17 protein-coding genes and 1 riboswitch are annotated in these 16796 nt (G+C 30.2%); of the genes, 6 read left to right on the top strand and 11 right to left on the bottom strand.

Going from position 1 to position 16796, the window contains the following annotated elements:
* Positions 1-31: 31 nt before the first annotated feature.
* Positions 32-143, bottom strand: a riboswitch (TPP riboswitch).
* Between the two features lie 246 nt (positions 144-389).
* Both G9F70_RS08925 and G9F70_RS08920 read left to right on the top strand, forming a co-directional pair.
* Positions 390-806 carry a hypothetical protein gene (locus G9F70_RS08925; protein ID WP_224617478.1) on the top strand — a complete coding sequence of 139 codons (417 nt, stop codon included), beginning with the start codon at positions 390-392 and terminating at the stop codon, positions 804-806.
* 178 nt (positions 807-984) lie between these two features.
* Positions 985-1215, top strand: coding sequence for a hypothetical protein (locus G9F70_RS08920; protein ID WP_164946337.1), 231 nt, complete (start codon positions 985-987; stop codon positions 1213-1215).
* On the opposite strand, the gene glpK is transcribed toward G9F70_RS08920, so the two are convergent.
* The 4 genes from glpK to G9F70_RS08900 all read right to left on the bottom strand — a co-directional run bounded on the left by glpK (position 1187) and on the right by G9F70_RS08900 (position 7812).
* The gene (gene glpK / locus G9F70_RS08915; RefSeq protein ID WP_164946338.1) at positions 1187-2677 is read right to left on the bottom strand and encodes a glycerol kinase GlpK; all 1491 of its coding nucleotides are present in this window, start codon (positions 2675-2677) and stop codon (positions 1187-1189) included. The two genes, G9F70_RS08920 and glpK, sit on opposite strands and share 29 nt — an antisense overlap.
* A 947-nt stretch (positions 2678-3624) precedes the next feature.
* Complete coding sequence (locus G9F70_RS08910) at positions 3625-5058, bottom strand: MDR family MFS transporter (protein WP_164946339.1); 1434 nt, start codon at positions 5056-5058, stop codon at positions 3625-3627.
* Between the two features lie 207 nt (positions 5059-5265).
* Entirely contained in the window at positions 5266-7344 is a 2079-nt protein-coding gene (locus tag G9F70_RS08905; protein ID WP_164946340.1) for a methyl-accepting chemotaxis protein, read from the bottom strand.
* 267 nt (positions 7345-7611) lie between these two features.
* Complete coding sequence (locus G9F70_RS08900; protein ID WP_164946341.1) at positions 7612-7812, bottom strand: hypothetical protein; 201 nt, start codon at positions 7810-7812, stop codon at positions 7612-7614.
* 164 nt (positions 7813-7976) lie between these two features.
* Between G9F70_RS08900 and G9F70_RS08895 the strand changes: the two genes are divergently transcribed.
* Positions 7977-9080: an AI-2E family transporter gene (locus G9F70_RS08895; protein WP_164946342.1), complete on the top strand. Its 1104-nt coding sequence runs from the start codon at positions 7977-7979 to the stop codon at positions 9078-9080.
* A gap of 54 nt (positions 9081-9134) precedes the next feature.
* Here G9F70_RS08895 and G9F70_RS08890 read toward each other — a convergent pair whose 3' ends face one another.
* Positions 9135-9422: a hypothetical protein gene (locus G9F70_RS08890; RefSeq protein WP_164946343.1), complete on the bottom strand. Its 288-nt coding sequence runs from the start codon at positions 9420-9422 to the stop codon at positions 9135-9137.
* 210 nt (positions 9423-9632) lie between these two features.
* Positions 9633-11024 (bottom strand): amino acid permease, encoded by a 1392-nt coding sequence (locus G9F70_RS08885; RefSeq protein WP_164946344.1) that lies wholly within the window; start codon positions 11022-11024, stop codon positions 9633-9635.
* A gap of 978 nt (positions 11025-12002) precedes the next feature.
* On the opposite strand from G9F70_RS08885, the gene G9F70_RS08880 reads away from it, so the two are divergent.
* A complete protein-coding gene (locus G9F70_RS08880; protein ID WP_164946345.1) occupies positions 12003-12686 on the top strand; it encodes a DUF1287 domain-containing protein in 684 nt (227 codons plus the stop codon).
* A 103-nt stretch (positions 12687-12789) separates the two neighbouring features.
* On the opposite strand, the gene G9F70_RS08875 is transcribed toward G9F70_RS08880, so the two are convergent.
* Both G9F70_RS08875 and G9F70_RS27270 read right to left on the bottom strand, forming a co-directional pair.
* Positions 12790-13005, bottom strand: coding sequence for a holin (locus G9F70_RS08875; RefSeq protein WP_164946346.1), 216 nt, complete (start codon positions 13003-13005; stop codon positions 12790-12792).
* Positions 13006-13032: 27 nt separating this feature from the next.
* Positions 13033-13593, bottom strand: coding sequence for an N-acetylmuramoyl-L-alanine amidase (locus G9F70_RS27270; protein ID WP_224617827.1), 561 nt, complete (start codon positions 13591-13593; stop codon positions 13033-13035).
* Positions 13594-13789: 196 nt separating this feature from the next.
* Between G9F70_RS27270 and G9F70_RS08865 the strand changes: the two genes are divergently transcribed.
* Complete coding sequence (locus G9F70_RS08865; protein WP_164946347.1) at positions 13790-14152, top strand: YmaF family protein; 363 nt, start codon at positions 13790-13792, stop codon at positions 14150-14152.
* Between the two features lie 17 nt (positions 14153-14169).
* Here G9F70_RS08865 and G9F70_RS08860 read toward each other — a convergent pair whose 3' ends face one another.
* Together G9F70_RS08860 and G9F70_RS08855 are read right to left on the bottom strand one after the other, a co-directional pair.
* Positions 14170-14505, bottom strand: coding sequence for a tyrosine-type recombinase/integrase (locus G9F70_RS08860; protein ID WP_202882644.1), 336 nt, complete (start codon positions 14503-14505; stop codon positions 14170-14172).
* 393 nt (positions 14506-14898) lie between these two features.
* Positions 14899-15750, bottom strand: coding sequence for a DMT family transporter (locus G9F70_RS08855; protein ID WP_164946349.1), 852 nt, complete (start codon positions 15748-15750; stop codon positions 14899-14901).
* Positions 15751-15946: 196 nt separating this feature from the next.
* Here G9F70_RS08855 and G9F70_RS08850 point away from each other — a divergent pair, with 196 nt between their 5' ends.
* Positions 15947-16090, top strand: a complete 144-nt coding sequence (locus G9F70_RS08850) for a hypothetical protein (protein ID WP_164946350.1) — start codon at positions 15947-15949, stop codon at positions 16088-16090.
* Between the two features lie 103 nt (positions 16091-16193).
* Here the strand turns inward: G9F70_RS08850 and G9F70_RS08845 are convergent, their stop codons facing one another.
* A complete protein-coding gene (locus G9F70_RS08845; protein ID WP_164946351.1) occupies positions 16194-16742 on the bottom strand; it encodes a GNAT family N-acetyltransferase in 549 nt (182 codons plus the stop codon).
* Between the last annotated feature and the right edge of the window lie 54 nt (positions 16743-16796).

Below are 16796 nucleotides of genomic sequence, written 5' to 3'. Positions count from 1 at the left end.
TACCATGCTATATAAAAATATATACATATATAATACACCATTAAACAACTTCCTACGCTGGCATTATCCAGTTCAGGTTATTAGGGTCAAAGAATTACAGTTCTTGCTCTCAGTTGGCTTATCCAACTCCCCTGTGCTTGGTTATTCACTTTTATAAACTGTTACATATGAAATAAAATAACTAATCATAGGTCTAGTGATTTTCTTTCATCGCTTAATAATAACATAACAAATTATTATAGACAAATTATTATTTTTGATAATTTCATATGAAAATTAAAAAATTACATACATACTAATTTTTTCATCTATATTCTATAAGAAAATGGTTAAACTATATAAGCACTGAATATGTACAGTGTAATTTTTATATTGGAAGGAGAATGTTTATGAATAATAATTTAGAACAAACAAAAAAATTAAATAACCAATCAGTATCAAATAAAGGTAATAGCGGTGCTTCAGCCTCTGCTATGAATAGTATGAATATGAGCTCTGATCCTGCTAGTTTAGAAGAAACAAAACAATTAAATAATCAATCAGCTTCTAGTTCAGGTACTATAGGTGCTTCAAATGCTATGAGTAGTATGTCTAACATGGATAATATGAGTAGTAGCACTAATGGTACTACTTTAGAAGAAACAAAACAATTAAATAACCAATCAGCTTCTAATTCAGGTAATAGTGCTGGTATGAATAGCATGGCTAACATGGATAATATGAGTAGTAGCACTAATAGTACTACATTAGAAGAGACAAAAAAATTAAATAGTCAATCAGTAGCAAATAAAGGTACTAGTAAATAAAAAAAGTTAAGGCGGGATTATCCTGCCTTAATTTTTTTTTGTAATCTTAAACCATATTGAATGATATGCCTAGTAGCTTATTACTACAAGAAAAATCCAGCTGAATTTCAAAAATCTATTGCATTTCATGTGAAATTATCATAATATATAATAAATAAAAGATGAAAGGAAGATTTAAATGAAAAAATCTAAAAAGCAATTAATTCAAGGTATGTCCTTCACAATTGACATGAACAAACTGAATTTAAATAGAAGAAAATTTAATTCCAGTGAAATTGGAAGAGGCACAGGAATTCAAAAGATCAAAAAAGGAAAAGGTTCTTATACCCGCAAGAATGTCAAAATCGATGACAGTTCTTGTGGGTATTTTTTATTCCACCCTATTCAAGTTTTATACCTGATCTCTTAACAGCTATATGCCATCCATGAAGTAATTCTTTTCTTTTTTCCTCTGTCATAGATGGTTTAAAACTTCTTGATATTGCCCAATGCTTTGCTACTTCTTCTCTACTCTTCCAATATCCTACTGCAAGTCCTGCAAGATAAGCCGCACCTAGCGCAGTAGTTTCAGTAACTACTGGTCTGTCTACTTGAACGTTTAAAATATCAGATTGAAACTGCATTAAGAAATTATTTGAGCAAGCTCCTCCATCTACTTTAAGTTCTGTAAGTGTAATTCCAGAATCTTCTTGCATTGCTTTTAAAACATCATGTGTTTGGTAAGCAAGTGCTTCCAGAGTCGCTCTTATCAAATGTTCTTTCTTCGCTCCTCTTGTAAGCCCTACTATTGTCCCCCTTGCATACGGATCCCAATAAGGTGCTCCCAGCCCCACAAAAGCAGGAACCACATATACTCCATTTGTGTCTTCTACTGCATTTGCATATTCCTCACAATCAGCAGCATTGTCAATCATACGAAGCTCGTCTCTTAACCATTGTATAGCAGCTCCAGCTATAAATACACTACCCTCAAGTGCATACTCAACTTTGCCATCTATTCCCCAAGCAATGGTAGTAAGTAATCCTTGTGTGGATTCAATTGCCTTTTCTCCTGTATTCATAAGCATGAAGCATCCTGTACCATATGTGTTTTTAGCTGTTCCTGGTGCGTAACAAGTTTGTCCAAACAAGGCTGCTTGTTGATCTCCAGCAGCGCCCGCAATAGGAATTTCTCCTCCAAACAAGGAAGCATCTGTATATCCATAAACACAACTTGAAGGTTTAACCTCTGGTAGCATTGATTTTGGTATATTCAATGTTTCCAAAATTTCTTCATCCCATGTAAGTTTATGAATATTGAATAGTAATGTTCTTGAAGCATTTGAATAGTCTGTTACATAGGTTTTTCCTTTTGTTAAATTCCAAATTAACCATGTATCTATGTTACCAAATAATAAATTGCCTTGTTCTGCTTTTTCTCTAGCGCCTTCTACATTGTCTAATATCCATTTTATTTTTGTTCCAGAAAAATAAGCATCCAAAATCAATCCAGTTTTAGCTCTAATTACTTTATCAAAGCCTTTTTCTGTTAGTTCATCACAAGTTTCAGCCGTCCTTCTACATTGCCATACAATTGCATTATATACTGGAACTCCAGTTCGCCTATCCCAAACCACAGTGGTTTCTCTTTGGTTTGTAATACCTATTGCTGCTATATCAGACGCCGTAGCATTAACCTTAGCCATTGCTTCTGTTGCAACACTAATTTGACTCCACCAAATTTCCATTGGATCATGTTCTACCCAGGCTTCTTTCGGAAAAATCTGAGTAAACTCTTTTTGTGCGGAAGTTACAATAAGTCCCTTCTTATCGAATAGAATACACCTTGAACTTGTTGTCCCTTGATCTAACGCCATTATATATTTAGCCATTGTGAAAAACTCCTTTTTTTAAATAGTCATATTAACCGTTTACAGTTTAATACATATTAAAAGCCACATCAAAATAAAGCATAACACTTTATAATAACGCGGCTCATATTCTTTGCCATTTATTATTTATTAATATAATAAGTATAACTGATTATTAGATTTTTTGCAATGTAAATGGTTTCCTTTGCTATTGTTGTTATGAACAGTACTATAGTCTTTATTTTAATTTCATTATAAATTGACAAAAAAATAGAAGCTAATTTGCCATATATTAATCCCGATGGGCTTAGCTTCTATTTCCTAATAAATTGTTCTTTCAATAATTCTCTCCTAACTAATTTCCCGCTCATAAATAATAATGCTTCTAATATTGTTGCTATTAAACTCTTAAGGTTTAATGTGGTACGGGTAACTTTAAATTATTTTTTATTAATATTTAGCAATGGACTAAAGTATCTTTTATAGGCCTAATCGATATTTTTTCCACTACCTATGAATTAAGTTGCTTGTCCATGCTGATTCAACAGTTTTGAAATACTTTTCTAAATATGCAAACCAGTTTAAATTGTTTTCTTTGGTGTAACCACCCCACTTTCAATTATAATAAATAGTTTTTTAATATTATTAATTTTTGGGCCACACCCTTTCTTTTTTAAGATTTTTTTATTGTTTTTTAATATTTTGCCTTACACTCTGAATTGAAAGCTTTCTTCTTTGTGTAACTTTAGTATACTTCCCTTTCCGAACCTTGTCAATAGTTATTACTAAATAACATTGTGAATAATCGGTGAATTATTCTGACAATTATTAAGCTTCACGTGCCTACAGCTTTTATAATGATACCTGTCTTACCTTCACTTTAGGCAAAAGGAGCAATCCCTCCTTAAGGATGCCCCCTTTTGAATACATTACTTACTTGTATTTGAATCAATATAAATCTTTTTATTCTAAAATACTTTTTTTGAATTTGCCTCAAATTTAAAAGAAAGCATCAATGAAACTACCGCGATTATGATAAATGCTATAAATACTACATGAAGCCCTGAATTTAAAGATAATTTTATTTGCTTCAAACTTACTCCACTATTCAAAGTTGACTGAGAATATAAATTATTTGGTTCTATGCCCACTATTCCTAAGTTATTAAAGTATCTAACTATGTTAGTATTTAATATGATTCCAAAAATACTTACGCCTATAGTTTGACCTAATGTACGTACTAGTGCATTTACTGCTGTGGCAGCGCCTCTTTTGCTATATCCTACAGACTCTTGCACCATTATTGTTAATGTTGTAAAAGCTCCTCCAAAACCAAAGCCCATGATAAAACCATAAACTATAACTGATATTAATGGAGATTTCACAGTTAAAGTAGTTAAAAATCCACAACTAATAATCAAAATTAAAGTGGATATACCAATGACTATCCTTTCACCATATTTAGGAATAGCTTTAGACAAAATAAATGAAGATAATAGCCATGAAATAGACATAGGTGCCATAGAAACTCCAGAAGCTGTAGCTCCAAAACCCAAAACATTCTGCATATATATAGGTAAGTAAACCTCTACTCCTATTAAAATTCCTGCTGCTAAAAAGCTCATAGTATTCACAATATTACTAGTTTTTGTGAAAATTTCAAAAGGTATAATCGGCTCCTCCGCCCTTTTTTCCACATAATAAAATATAATGAGTAATGCAATTGTAACTATTAAAGATATTATAATATTATTTTTTCTACCGGATAAACTTCCCAATAAAAAGGTTAAAATTGCAAGGGAGAATAATAAAGTACCTAGATAATCTATTTTATGTTTCTTCCTCTCAAAAGTTTCAATTAGATTTTTTTGTAAAAGTACTATTGATATTATCCCAAAAGGTAGGTTTATAAAGAAAATCCAATTCCATGAAAGATTTTCTATTAAAAAACCACCTAAAAAGGGTCCAGTTAAACTAGCTATTCCCCATACTGTACTTAACCAGCCTTGAACCTTTGGTTTTTCTTCAGCAGTAAAAACATCACCCACTATGGTATAAGTAACAGTAAATATTGCTCCCGCGCCCAATCCTTGAACTGCACGAAACGCTATAAGCTGATACATGCTTTGTGATATTCCACAAAGACAACTCCCCAGTAAAAAAATTATTATTCCAATTGAAAGAATGTTTTTCCTCCCATATAAATCAGATAATTTTCCATATATAGGTGTTGAAATAGCTGATGTCAATAGATAAGCAGCAAAAACCCAACTTATAAGCTCAAACCCATTTAATTCTTTAACTATAGTTGGTATGGCAGTAGTTATTACTGTCCCCTCTACAGCGGCGAGAAACATTGACACCATTAATGCAATGACTATACTCGTTTTTTTCGATTCCATCCTTTATGTCACTTCCCTTATTATGATTAATGCCTATATTCAATGTAAACAAAAAATAAACGACAAATACTATTCTATCATTAATCCATAAAATTTGCACAGTAAATTAAAACTCAGGCCCTATTAAAAGTTATTTTCAACAAAGTTAAAAACGCACTTAAATAAATTCAAGTGCGTTAATCTATTGAAATTAATAATTGTTTTATTTCATATTGTAAATTTACCAACTATTTTATCTAATACAACTGCTAATTCTTTTAATTCTTCTACAGTCTCTGATACATTTTTAATTGCAGCTTCTTGCTCTTCCATGGTTGCTGCCACTTCCTGGGTCGACGCTGCAGCTTCCTCCGTTATTGCAGATATCCCTTGAATAGCGTCGACTATATCATCTTTTCCACTATCTACTGTATTCATACTAGACGCAATGCACTGTATTTTTGATTTAATATTATATATTCCTTCTCCAATAACATCAAAAGCTTCTATGGATGTTATCATTACACCACTTGCTTGTTTAACAGTATTTTTAGCTTCATCCATATTGTTTTTTCCTAAACTTATTTCGCCTTGAATTTGCTTTACTATTTCATCTATTTCTTGTGTAGATGTAGCTGTTTTTTCTGCAAGCTTTCTAATTTCCTCTGCTACCACTGCAAACCCTTTCCCACTCTCACCTGCTCTTGCTGCTTCAATTGCAGCATTTAAAGCTAATAGATTTGTCTGACTTGCAATAGATTGAATGGTGCTTATAATTTCCCCTATTAAGCTTGATTTATTTGATAATTCGTCTATATTATCAGCAACTTTTTCAGTAGCATGTACATTTAGTTCGAGTTTTACATTTAGTTCCTTAATCGCTTTACTTCCCTTATCTTGCATTTTTTCCATTTCTATTGAATATTCTTTAAGACTATTACTACTTACCACAACTTCTTCTATCTCACCTGCAAGTATGCTCAGTTTATATGAACCATCTTGTGCCTCTTTTGCTTGTTCAACTGATCCTTTAGCTAATTCTTCAACAGTTTGCGCCACAACAGTAATAGAAACTGATGTTTCCTCCGCATTAGCCGAAATAGTATTTGAATATTGTAATAAACCAGTAGAATCCTCCTTTAATTCGTAAACAACCTTTATTAATTCTTTCCTTAGTTCTATTAAACCCTTTCCCATAACACCTATTTCATCTTTGCTTAAGAGCATTTGGTTAATGTTCTTATCATTATAAGTTAAGTCTAGCTTAGCTAATCTACCTATAAACCCTGTTGCAACTTCTATAGGTCTTGATATTCTTCTGCCAATAAATAATGCAATAATTATTGAACCAATAATTCCTAGCGCTATAATTAAAACAATAATATATCTTAAATTATTTAAATTTTTCAAGACTTCTGAGCTAGGAACTTTTACCCCCATAATTTGACCATTATTCAAAGTGTAATAACCCATCATCTGGGTGCGTCCTTCGAACCTTGTCTCTAGTACCATTGATTTTTTATTTTTTAATTCATCAGTTATAAATTTATATTTCCCATTTTCTAATTTATCTAATTTATCTAATTTATCAGTATTTTTTTTGCTACTACCAACTATAAAGCTATAATCCTTATCTAGCAAAAATGCAGAACCAGTATCATATATCTTTGTGCTTAAAATCATCTTTTTTAGACTTTCAAAAGAAATATCCATACCTGCAACTCCAACTAATTCATTATTAGCATAAACTGGCATAGTATAGGATACCATATTTATTTTACTATCTTTGTCTATGTAAGGATTTAACCACATCCCTATCTTACTACTAATTATAGCTGCATTACCTTCTTCAAATCGGCCTACTTTTAACATGTCATTAGTCACTGCGCTTTGTTTTTTTCCTTCGTCATATAAGTAATTCACACAGTAAGATTCACTACTACCAGTAAATTTAGGATTAAAAATCATATATAACCCTATAAGACCATTATTACTATCACCTAAAGTCTTCATTAGTGAACCCAGCTGTTTTTCATATGAACTTATATATTTTGGGTCTTTAACCTTAGAAACTTCTATTGTCCCTAAAACTAGTCCAGATAACTCCTTTACTGTGTTTTCAACCTTCGTAGTCTGTATTGTATATTCATTTCCCCTACTAGAAGCTATATTTGATAATTTATCTGTGGCTTCCTGCTTAATTATACTTGTGGACTTTAAAATACTTGTAATTCCCACCATTGCTGATACTAAAATTGAACAACTCACTATAGCAATAATTATTTTAGCGCTAATCTTATTTTTCAAAATAATCCCCCCTTATATATCTGTAAATTATTATAAATAGTTTCATTATCGTTACAAAACATTTTAATAAAATACAGTCCCAAGTTATATTATCGACCAATTTTGTAAATTATTTATAGGCAAAATGGATTTTTACTGTGAATTTAGATAATATTGTATATAAAATCAGCTTTTCTCTGATTAATTTATCATAAATCAACAAAAAAAATAAGAATGTTGACGAAAACTCAGTTTTCATCAACACTCTTATACCCTATGTTATATTTATTAGATTGTTCTTATTTTCGCATCTAAATCAAAGTCTTTTATTGTAATTGCATCTCCAAGTTTTTTACCGGATACATCAACGCTTATTCCATCAGGCATTGAAGCCATGTTTCCAAAAACATCTATTTCAGATTTATGAATCTGTAACTGAAGTAAATTGTCTACAAGACTAGCTTCTCCCTTGAAAGATAAAGGTAACATTAGTAATTAAAACATATTTACATTATAGTACATAATAGCAAAGAGATGTTATTCATTATTTTATCATTTTGGTAAAAACTTTTGATTTTTGCTAATAAAACTCTTCAATTATTTTTTACAAACTGCTATACTTATATTTATAGATATTGATTGGAGGAATTATATTGATTCGGTATAAAAAGATACCCTACATACAGCTTATCCCTATTATTATAATCACTTTTTTTCTTTTTAGAATAATAAGTAACATTGAAAATATAGGTTCAATGTTTCAAAAAATAAATTCACTACTTAGTTATTTTATTTGGGGTTTTGTTATAGCTTATTTACTTAATCCACTTATGGTATACATTGAAAAGGAAACTAAAATAAAAAGGTTTTATAGCATAAGCATAATTTATACAATATTTATAGGTATAATGTTATTAACAATATTATTGCTTGCTCCTAATGTTATTAAAAGTGTTGTTGATTTATTTAATAATATTCCTCAATTAGCAGATAAGTCAATTAAAGGGTCTACTGATTTTATAGTTGAAAATAAACTATTAAACAAACTTAATATTACATCTTACTTGAAAAATTACCTTACTACTTTTAATAAAGATATATCAGCATATTTCACCCCAGGTTTACAGCTTCTAATTAATAACTTAAAGGGTTTAAGTTCTTTCTTTATGAAATTAATGTCTGGAATAGTAATTTCAGTTTACTATTTAATTGATAAAGAATCCATTATTTTTAATATTAAAAAATTCATTTATTCTTTTTTAAATGAAGCCCATGCTATTAAAGTAGTTGATTTCGGAAAAATAGCTAATACTATTTTTAAAAAATATTTTGTTGGAAAAATAATTGACTCTATTATTTTTGGTGCTATTACTTTTATAGGATTTATGATATTAAAAATACCTTATGCGTTGCCTTTTAGTTTAGTAATAGCAGTAACAAATATGATTCCTTATTTTGGAAATATCATAGGAATGATACCTGCTGTTACAATAACAATATTCTTTAGTCCAATAAAATCTTTAGAGCTAGTATTATTTATTGTAACTTTAAGTAATATCGACGGATGGTTTATATCTCCAAAAATTATTGGAGATAAGGTAGGGCTCAGTCCACTACTTATAATACTGGGAATTGTTCTCGGAGGAGGACTTTTCGGAATTACAGGAATGCTACTTGGAGTTCCCACTATAGCTTTAATAAATATATTATTGGGAGATTTTATGAATAAAAGAACTGAGAACAAACAAATTCTATAACTATGTGTTCCATAAAAAAAAGTACGAATAAAAATATTTCGTACTTTTTTTTGCTTACTCTTCTATATAAGTAATATTACCATCAAAAATATACGTCAAAGAAGTTTTTGTACCTTCTAGTGCATACATCATTTTTTCAATAACAACTTGCTCTTCTTTATTGGTGGTTATTGAAAGTTTATCCTCTTCATTAACCTCAGACTTTAAACCAAATTCATATATAAAATCATTTATGAGTCTTATCCACTCAGCTGTGTCATTAGACCCTAATTTTTGATTTTTTGCGAAATTTTTTAGTGTTTTGTCTAATTGCTTTTTTGAATACATCAATATATTTCCCATTATTTTGCCTCCTAATTATAGCCTTATTAAAGTATACCACAAAATTTGAACTCATATCAAAGTTTATAGTTACTGGTAAAGAGGGATTATAATGTATTCACCATAAAATACGAATAATTATATATATTATAAAAACAACCTTGTAATTTCATCAATTACAATTGGCGGTCCCATTTAACCACTATTTATAACTGAGCACTTATCGATTACCTAGCCTAGCATTTTCTTTCTTAGTTCATCAACGTTTTTGTCTTTTTTATTATTTTGGAGCATCATATATAAATAGACTGGAATACCTACTAACATAAGTATAAACCCATACATTACAACCTGTGCACCTGTTCCGTAAATTGCATATATAGAATATGCAAAAGCCAGCAATGCTACAAATGAATTCTTTAAGAAATTAAAAACATTAAAATCTGGTGAATGTCTCTTTAAAAGCAGTATATCTGCTGCTGCACAAAAAGAATAAGCAGGCAAGAATGCCAAGGTAGCAAGTAATATCATAAAATTAAATGCTGCATTTAATGAACCCACATAATTTAATATAAGAAGTATATTAGCTGCAACACCACTTATTACAAGTGAAGCAACAGGCGTCTTATATTTGGGGTGTATTTCTCCAAATACTTTCGGAAACAATTTATCCTGAGAAGCACCATATGCACTTCTAGCAGTGGTTAATATCCATCCTGAAGTAGCTCCGAGTGTTGATATTATAGCACCTATTGCTATAAAGTTTCCACCCCAAGTTCCCCCAGTTGCTGCGTTAATTATATCCGCAAGTGGCGCTTTTGATTTAGCTAATGTAGCCTGATCTAGAACACCCATAGCAACTATTGAAACAATTATATATACCGCTGCTGCAATTAAAGTACCATATATTGTACTTTTTCTAATATTTTTTTCTGGATCTTTAATCTCACCTGCAGGAACTGTTGCACTTTCAATTCCTACGAAAGCCCACAGCGCAATTGCAATTGCCGCTGGTAAGGTACCCATTCCTGAAACCTCAGCACTTGATACTGTACTAAGCATTGCAGGGTTAAAATTCATACCTGCAATGACTACGAATACTACTAAAGCACTCAGTTTTAGTACTGTTGTTACAATGCTAATCCTACCTGCTCCTTTTACACCAAGAATATTTACAATGGTGAAAAACCACAACACAGCTGAAGTAATTAAAAATGCCATTATTGGAGTGGTTGCACCAGGAAAAAAGTATGTAAAATAAAGCATAAATGCAGTTATAATTGCAGCGTTTCCAACCCAAGCACCTATCCAATAGGTCCATGCAATTAAGAACCCCGCAAAATCACCAAATGCAGCTCTAGTATATACAATGGGCCCCCCCGTTCTTGGCATAGCTGTGCCTAAACTTGCAAAACTTAACGCAATTAGAAGTGATCCAATAGCTGTAATTACCCATGCAATCATAGCGGTTTTAGGATTTGTTGCAACGGCCAAAGATGCAGCAGAGGTAAAAATTCCTGAACCTATACAGTTACCTACAACAATAGCAGTTGCGGCGGCAAGACCAAGTTCCCTTTTTAACGTCACGTTTCCTGAATCGTTAATGTCATCGACTTTACTCATAATATGCCCTCCTTATTATTGTGCATAAAACATTTTACTATAACACTGCAAATAAATTATTATCCATAAAACTTGCAAACCATAAACATTGATACCATTATAAAATTAAGCAATTATAAATATTTATATACATTTATATATATTTATATACATTTATATATATTTATATATTAATATAGCATATTTTTATAATAAAAACGAGTTAATTATTTCAATTTTCTAAATATTTTTATAAATATTCTATTGTTGTTTTTATTATGCATTTGTCTGAAAATTAAAATAATATGCGATGCTGCAATATTAACGACTTCAGGAGGAGATTTAGACTCCCACTGAAATCTTATATTTGTTATAGCATGTAACTCCCGCTCGTAGAAGTGGGAGGCTTCCCTTCTGAAGTGTCGTTAAATAAACTCATGATAGAAATAGCAAAAATTTAGAATTTCTTAATGGAATTTCCCGTATTGAGTTCTTATTGCAAGTCACGCAGGAGAATTTGATTCACTTAATTATTCTTATCTAAATTTTTTATATCTACTCCACCAAAAGTAGCTGTAACGTCTATTCTTGCTACTTCATTTAAAATATAAGCCTCTCTAAGATATCAATGCCACCAAAAATGGAAACAAGGCTACCACCATTAAAGTTTTTAGATATATTTCTGCTTTTAACACCTGAAAAAAGTGCTACGTTATCCACCACGTCGATATTAAGTTTCCTAAATCAAAAAATCCTAACTGATTACATAATGTTCCAATACCATTATATGGTCTCTTTACTATTATAAAATTAATCACTATGTATTTTATTTTTTGCTATTTTAATCTCTTTAAATTATTACTTAAAGCTAAGTCGAAAATGCTTATAATCAGCTTATAATTATTGGTAATTTACCCTTATTATGCTATACTTACTATATACAATTTACATAGTGTAAAGGTATATAATCATTTTATTAAATTTAAGAAAGGTGCTAATATGAAAAAACGTCTTTTTATTTTAATAATTACATTTCTAGTCCTAACTTCCGTGTATCTATTTATTCCCTATAAGCAACTTATTAATGAATATATTTTCAACATTTTCAAACCCAAATTTCAGGTAACTGAAATTTTTTCAAAAGTTGATAACAATAAAAATGGAGTTTCAGATGTATTAGATATTGTTAATGGTGCTAATAATGAAGTTCAGAGTAAAACAAAATATATTAGTAATTATTATAGTGGTGGATACCCACCTGAAAATGAAGGGGTATGCACCGACGTCATTTGGAGAGGATTTAAAGCCGCTGATATTAGTTTAAAAGAACTTATAGATGAGGACATAAAAATTAATACTAAACTTTATCCTAGAGTAGATGGAAAGCCTGACCCTAATATTGACTTTAGAAGAGTACCTAATCAAGATGTGTTTTTTAGTAGATACTGTATAAGTTTAACCACTGAAATTAAATCTAGAAATGATGAAAATCTAAAAGAGTGGCAACCTGGTGATATTGTGGTATTTACAAAAGGGTACGAACACGTTGGTATTATTTCTGATAGTAGAGATAAAAACGGGATTCCCTATGTTATTCATAATACTAAGCCCCATGCTAGTACAAAGAAACTTTCTTACTTTACATCTCCAATACATGCTCATTATAGATGGAAATTTAATTAGTTGAAGCACTTTCAATATTTTTATATTCATAATAAGACATTTTTTATGTTATTTTCAATATATATTTAAATAAAAGGGGTATAAGAAAAAATTCTATACCCTATTATTTATTATCGCGTAAATATCCTTTATTAACAGTATTAGGATTATTTAAGATTCCTGCAAGTGTTAATATACCTAGAAAAGCATCTACTAACATTTTATAACTATCCCCTGTTAATCCTATTACTGAATATAGTCCATAATTACCAAGAATTAATCCTATGAATGCAAATATCGAAACCCATAATCCTACATTTTTAAATTTATTTTTATCCATTTTAATATACATCTCCTTAATTTTAATTTATTTTAAATATTGTGTCGAAACATACCCACCATTATTTCCAAAGAAAACGCTTGTCCAACCATTGGAATAACTCTTATCAATTTTGACGTTATCTCCTTTGTGAAGTTCTCCTATTTCAGAAAATCCAGTGCCTTGTCCACTACGTACATTCAAAGTCATAGCAGTAACAGTTTTCCACACTTCTATTGTATTTGTAACTGGGACATTATGGTCGACTGTTTTCCCTGTTATACCTTTTACAATACTTCTCGCTATTTTATCAGCAGAATATAGTTTCATATCAATATTAGAATCACAAAATAGGGGTTCTACGATACACGAGGTCATAGATGTTTTTCTAATTTCATTCAATCCACGTTCATCTATTTTAGCGCCTCCATTCTTCAATCCTAATGTTTCCAATTCATTACATATGTTAGTAGCTATAACTTCATCTTGTGTATTTCCGTTGCTATGTAATACTTCACACCTATGTGTGTTTTTATCAAAGTTATTTGCATGGCATGATATAAATAAATTAGCACCCCCATTATTAGCTTTGTTAATCCCTGCATTTATATCTTGTATTTCATTATTATAACTTCTATCTCTTGGTGTTATATTTAATTTAACTATCCATAAAATCTCATTTCATCATGGATATTGGCGGCTTGCTAATAGCATACGTTTCAACTTGTATATTTCTTTGTTTTTAGTGTCATTTTCGATTAAGCTACATATTATATACTGTCGAGAAGGACAAGGAGTGATGTTAATGTCAAAACATGATGATAAAGATTGTTGTAAAAAAGAACCACAATTTCACGACCATGAATTTGAAGGAAGCGTTAGAGTAGCTGAATTAGGTACAGCTGATGCTCATAATCATAGATTTGCCGGAGTATCCAGTCCTGCAATACCAGTTGAAGGTGGACATGTTCATAAAGTTAAAACAAGAACAGACTTTTTTGATCACTTTCATATAATTGAAGCAGTTACTGGTCTACCGATACCTGTTGGTAATGATGGCAAGCATGTCCATTTTGTAGAGGCTGAAACTAATGTCGTTGATGATCATTTCCATGAGTTAATATTTGCTACACTTATAAATGCTCCAATATTTGAAGAAGAATGCTAGTATAAAATGTAGTTGGATTAAGGCATCGCTGTAAAAAGCAGTGCCTTCTTTTTCCCTTTAAAATAAATTAAAATTAAAGCTCTATAAAAATAAGTTTTAAATGAATAATAATAAACCTTTAATTTGATTTGGAATTTTACATTTTGTAAAGGTTTTAAGCTTGAAGAGATTGGTACTATTCTATGTTTTCCAGCTTTTGTATGATTGGTGTAAATTATTGATTCATGAAGGTCAACATCTGATATTCTTAAACTTGTGAATTCACTGGCTCTTAATCCAGTACTACAGAATACAGAACAAATAGTACGTATTTGCATTTGCATAAGAGTTTTATTTGGTTCTTTTGTTATCATTCTTTTATAACCAATTATTGTGTATTTACTTTTATCTTCCAATTCCATTTTTTAATAAATTCATTTAAATCAGTCAAAATTGAAGTTGATATATTGATCTCATTTAAATTAATTCTTCTTCTAGACAAAAAAAACACCTCCAATATATTTAAATATTGAAAGTGTTATAGTTGTTTCACTCCAAGAAAATTCGCATCTCCATAACCGCTTAAAACGGCTTGAATGCTATATTTAATAGTTATATGTAAACATTATGAATGTTATGCATAATATCAAGCCCCATGCTAGTACAAAGAAACTTTCTTACTTTACATCTCCTATACATGCTCATTATAGATGGAAATTTAATTAGTAAGTTATTACTATAATTCCTTCATAACAATAGCAGGTATATTATTGTGATTTTATAGTTGAATAAAAAGCAGTTCCTAAAATAATAATACCACCTAAAATTTCTCTTAAGGTCGGCACCTCTCCAATAATAAGCAATGCAAAAACAATGCCATATACTGGTTCTAAACTAGAAATAATGCCTGCTGTTTGTGTTTTAACACTTTTTAAACCATTAATAAATAATGTGTGAGATATTGCAGTAAAAACAATACCTAATAAAATCAGTAAAAATATATCCCTAGGTTTAAAAATAGGTTTTATTAAAAATAAAAAAGGAATTAATACAAGTGTAGCTACAGATTGTTCGTAAAAGGCAATTACTACGCTTGAATATTCTTTTACATATTTTCTATTAAGCATTGAAAGAATTGCATAGGTGAAACTAGAAAGTACACCCCACAGAACTCCCTGGGTTAAATTATCTCCTAACTTAAACTTAGGAACTACAAGCGTTACTCCCAGTAGTGTAATAATTGCAATTACAATATCCCTCTTCACAATTTTTTCTTTAAAAAAATAAGGTTCTAGAAAAGTAACAAAAACAGGAAATGTAGAAAATATAAGAAGTCCTATTGCTACTGTTGACACCTGAATGGATTTAAAAAAAGCACTCCAGTGAATGGCTAATATAAGTCCCATTACTGTAAGATAAAAATAATCCTTTTTATTTTTTAGTTTTATATCTTTCTTAATGAAGAGCATAACAACAAGTAAAAAAACACTTGAAAAGAAAACTCTCCCTAGTACTATTATCATAGGCGATAATGAAATCAATTTGCCAAATAATCCCGCTATCCCAAACAAAAAAACAGCTAGATGTATTTGTGTTAAATTTTTATTTTTTATATTCACATAATTGCTCCTTCCTTATTTTATTTCCTTTTATAAAAGTTATTCTATAAATGTATAAAAACTCCTTCAAAAAATCACTCTTTGCATTTAGGCATCCCACTTTTGACACTATATATTAAATAGCTTAATTTTAAGCATAAATAATCTGTTTTATGGCCATCATACTAAAGAATATTTATTAAAGGAGATGTTTTTTATGAGCCAAAACAAAAATATTAAAGAGAAAAACCAAAACACTATTGCTAACAGCGAAGATAGTAAAAATGCCAAAAACGGATTTATGAGTAACGGGAATGCTAGCAAAACAGCTGCACAGCAAGGAACTAAAAACAAATACTAGGGAATATTAAATTATTAAAATCAATAAACAAAAAACACAGTAGATTTTATACTTGCTCTACTGTGTTTTTTGTTTGTAAAAACCCACCTGACTTAATATTTTTTTAGATGGTTAAATCATCCCACTCCGACCTCAATATTCCATATAAATACATATCATGCCTTCTGCCATCTCTATGAATAAATTCCCTATAGACCCCTTCTCTTTTAAATCCTAATTTTTCATATAGCTTTATAGCAGGTTCATTGTATTCAAGCACAGTAAGCTGTATTTTATGAAAATTTAGTTCCTCAAATCCAAACTCCATAGTTAATTTGAGAGCTTCCATTCCATAACCTTTACCCCTATGTTTTTCTCCACCTATTCCTATATATATTAAAGCAGTTCCATTATTCCAAGATATATCTTCAAATCCTGTAACTCCAATAAATTCTTCTTGATGAAGATTTTTAATAGCAAAAATATAAGCTGTATTAGATTTTTGTGCTTCACTAACTAATTCTTTTACCTCTTCTATGGTTTTAGGAATTGCACTTACTATATCATAATGACGCATAAAGGACGCATCATTATACCACTTTTGAAATTTTAAAACATCTTCCTCATTTATAGACGTAAGTTTTACTTTTTCACCAATCAAAAGATTTTTCATTTTATTATTACCTTCCCTCTAGCTTTAATTCCATATCTCGTAACCTTGAGTGCT

The sequence above is a fragment of the Clostridium sp. FP1 genome (genome assembly GCF_011065975.2).
Classification (GTDB): domain Bacteria; phylum Bacillota; class Clostridia; order Clostridiales; family Clostridiaceae; genus Clostridium_AD; species Clostridium_AD tagluense.
This window is presented reverse-complemented; position numbering and strand designations above follow the sequence as displayed.

Coding starts and splice junctions, on each gene's coding strand:
- G9F70_RS08920 (WP_164946337.1), top strand. CDS start 985: ATGAAAAAATCTAAAAAGCAATTAATTCAAGGTATGTCCTTCACAATT.
- G9F70_RS08865 (WP_164946347.1), top strand. CDS start 13,790: ATGTCAAAACATGATGATAAAGATTGTTGTAAAAAAGAACCACAATTT.
- G9F70_RS08845 (WP_164946351.1), bottom strand. CDS start 16,742: ATGAAAAATCTTTTGATTGGTGAAAAAGTAAAACTTACGTCTATAAAT.
- G9F70_RS08875 (WP_164946346.1), bottom strand. CDS start 13,005: ATGGATAAAAATAAATTTAAAAATGTAGGATTATGGGTTTCGATATTT.
- G9F70_RS08890 (WP_164946343.1), bottom strand. CDS start 9,422: ATGGGAAATATATTGATGTATTCAAAAAAGCAATTAGACAAAACACTA.
- G9F70_RS08900 (WP_164946341.1), bottom strand. CDS start 7,812: ATGTTACCTTTATCTTTCAAGGGAGAAGCTAGTCTTGTAGACAATTTA.
- G9F70_RS08860 (WP_202882644.1), bottom strand. CDS start 14,505: ATGATAACAAAAGAACCAAATAAAACTCTTATGCAAATGCAAATACGT.
- G9F70_RS08925 (WP_224617478.1), top strand. CDS start 390: ATGAATAATAATTTAGAACAAACAAAAAAATTAAATAACCAATCAGTA.
- glpK (WP_164946338.1), bottom strand. CDS start 2,677: ATGGCTAAATATATAATGGCGTTAGATCAAGGGACAACAAGTTCAAGG.
- G9F70_RS08850 (WP_164946350.1), top strand. CDS start 15,947: ATGAGCCAAAACAAAAATATTAAAGAGAAAAACCAAAACACTATTGCT.
- G9F70_RS08910 (WP_164946339.1), bottom strand. CDS start 5,058: ATGGAATCGAAAAAAACGAGTATAGTCATTGCATTAATGGTGTCAATG.
- G9F70_RS08885 (WP_164946344.1), bottom strand. CDS start 11,024: ATGAGTAAAGTCGATGACATTAACGATTCAGGAAACGTGACGTTAAAA.
- G9F70_RS08880 (WP_164946345.1), top strand. CDS start 12,003: ATGAAAAAACGTCTTTTTATTTTAATAATTACATTTCTAGTCCTAACT.